Annotated in this window: 4 protein-coding genes; all 4 read right to left on the bottom strand. The window is 49.6% G+C overall.

Translation table 11 applies throughout. From position 1 onward, the window contains the following. Positions 1-308 precede the first annotated feature (308 nt). Positions 309-596 carry a ComEA family DNA-binding protein gene (locus tag BLS94_RS14370; protein ID WP_072768946.1) on the bottom strand — a complete coding sequence of 96 codons (288 nt, stop codon included), beginning with the start codon at positions 594-596 and terminating at the stop codon, positions 309-311. A gap of 402 nt (positions 597-998) precedes the next feature. Further along, positions 999-1790 carry a helix-turn-helix domain-containing protein gene (locus BLS94_RS14365; protein ID WP_090962623.1) on the bottom strand — a complete coding sequence of 264 codons (792 nt, stop codon included), beginning with the start codon at positions 1788-1790 and terminating at the stop codon, positions 999-1001. Positions 1791-1813: 23 nt separating this feature from the next. Further along, on the bottom strand, positions 1814-2305 hold the full coding sequence (locus tag BLS94_RS14360) for an RrF2 family transcriptional regulator (RefSeq protein WP_072768942.1): 492 nt from the start codon (positions 2303-2305) through the stop codon (positions 1814-1816). A gap of 73 nt (positions 2306-2378) precedes the next feature. Beyond that, positions 2379-2480 (bottom strand): cytochrome c oxidase subunit 3 (locus tag BLS94_RS14355; protein ID WP_176767880.1); only part of this gene is annotated, 102 nt, incomplete at its 5' end.

Below are 2480 nucleotides of genomic sequence, written 5' to 3'. Positions count from 1 at the left end.
AAATCATCTTCGATGCACTAAAATGAATTCCTTTCCTTATGGCACAACGTTAACTGCAAAACTGTTTCGGTAACCTTTTTCTATGGCGCAACGCGCAATCGAATTGCTTTACCATATCCTCGCAAGGATAGAACGAAAACCGGAGGGAATTAAGGATTATCGATGACGGTAACAGACAAAACCCCGGAAGAACCGTGGTTTTGTCTGCCCGATATTACTATAATCATTTTGCAACTTCCGCCACTTTCATTTGCCTTGGACGATTCGTCCCTGGCAGCTTCCAGGCAGACGTTGTTCTTTTCTTTTTCTTAATGGGCCACAGGTTTAACTTCTTTGTCAATCCTGGTTGGGCCGGTAATCGTAACATCCTTGCGGAGTGTGCGCAAATCCAGTTGGTCATCGACCTTTAGCAGATCGTCCGTAGACCTGAATGCACCCGCTTTTGTGCGATATTCAATGATCGCCTTGGCTCTGGCGGCTGAGATGCTTGGGATAGTCTGAAGCTCGGCCTGAGTGGCTGTATTGATATTGACGATTGCGTGAGCAGAACCCGTAAACGCCAACATTGTAGCAAGGGTAATAAGTAATTTTCGCATGGATTTTCCTTTAGATTAAAAAAAGAACAACACTCAACTCTTCATCGAAATACTATGAAAGGCTGGTATTTGGGGGAAACAATAAATGAAAAAGGTCCCGGACGGAGAATATCAGCAATTCGCGCGATTCGCGCTTTCCTTGCTTAATTTTTTTTTAAAGACATGAAAAGCATCAGATTGCCATTTTCGAAACTAAAGCATATCCCGGGCAATGACAATAAACACTGACGAATATCACCCTTACAGGCCCCTTGCTGGAAATGGTCGTTCCCGGTAGTGCTGCTTGCAAAATAACTGTGGCGATCACTGAGAAGCAAATCTTGAGTTCGTCCGCGCAAGAAACCAGTGAAGTATCCTGGAACAAGAAAATCGCTGTCCCAGAACTGAGACAGGAACGGTAGGTCAAGCTTCGAGTTGGCGGTCTACGGAATCCCGAGCATTGCTGGTGCGCCGGTGGTAAGCAATCTGCTTCAAACGCTCCAGATCATTCAGCCTCACACGTCTATACTGGCTGCTGATGAGACCGTCATCCTGAAACCGCGCAAATACACGGCACACGGTCTCCTCAGCGATTCCCAGATGGTTTCCTATATCGCTGCGAGACATGCTCAGGTCGAATTCGGTAGGCGAACAATGGCGCCGCGCGAACTGCTGAGACAGGCTGAGCAAGAACGTAGCCAGACGCTCCTCGGCATTATGCTTACCCAGCAACAGCAGCAATTCGTGGCTGTGGTGGATTTCCGCACTCATGATCTTGAGAATTTCGTGCTGGATGGCGGGATCCGTGCTGGCCAGTTCTTCAAAGCGATCGATGGAAACTTCGCAAACAGAGGTCATTCCCGTCGCCTGGGCTTCGCAGTTGTGTTGCCGGCTCTCTATGGCATTCAGACCCAGCAATTCTCCTACTATGTGAAAGCCTATGACTTGCACCTGCCCGTCCTCAGTGCTGACGCTGGTTTTGACCGATCCGCCGCGGATGACATACATGTATTCCATCGGTTGCCCCATGCGATACAAAACTTCTCCGCGTTTAAACACGTGCTTTTTTTTGACGACTCGCTCAAGCAAAGATGGGTCGCCCGTCTTCAACCAAAGGGACATGCATAATTTATAGGCGCCACAATCCCTGCAATCCAGCGGGACATCAACTGGGTCATCAGTAGCGTGTGATATATCCGATGAGCATTTGGTCATATCCGGAGCTCCGTTGATAAATTTTACAATCCGTCCGGGCTGGTTACGCCCAGACGGTCTTGACCGCCAAGCGCGGCCTCCGGTAAATCGGTCAGTTTATATCGGCCGCTTACGACCATGGCGGCAAGCATATCCAGAGTCTGGTTTTGCAATAGCTTCACGATCTCCTGCTTGATTGGCCACCATTTGATATGCATCGGGCACGGCGCCTTATCACTGCAAACCTTGAGCCCCAGCACGCAGCCATCGGTGAATCCGGGACCCTCGGTAAGGATGGCGATCTGCATCAGATTAATTTTGTCGCTATTTTCCCTCAGGCAAAAACCCCCTTGTTTTCCACGGAAAGAATAAAGCAGGTTGCCGCGGGACAAGTCTTGCAGAATTTTGGCAAGATAGGTAGGGGATGACTTCAGGTGGTCGGCGATGGTGCGATTCAGTACTGCCACGCCACGAGGTTGCGTGGCCATATAAATAAGTGCCTGAATGGCGTACTGAGTTGTGCGGGATAAGATCATCGCGAGATCATGAAAAAACTGTCATGCCATAATAACAGCGCTGGATAACAGCGCTGGATAAATCCGGCGGCTGTCACACAAGCCAGTAGACGAATATGAACAGGCCCAGCCAGACCACGTCCACGAAGTGCCAGTACCAGGCGACGCCCTCAAAGCCGAAGTGATTCTCCGGCGT

The sequence above is a fragment of the Nitrosospira sp. Nsp18 genome (genome assembly GCF_900103145.1).
GTDB lineage: Bacteria > Pseudomonadota > Gammaproteobacteria > Burkholderiales > Nitrosomonadaceae > Nitrosospira.
This window is presented reverse-complemented; position numbering and strand designations above follow the sequence as displayed.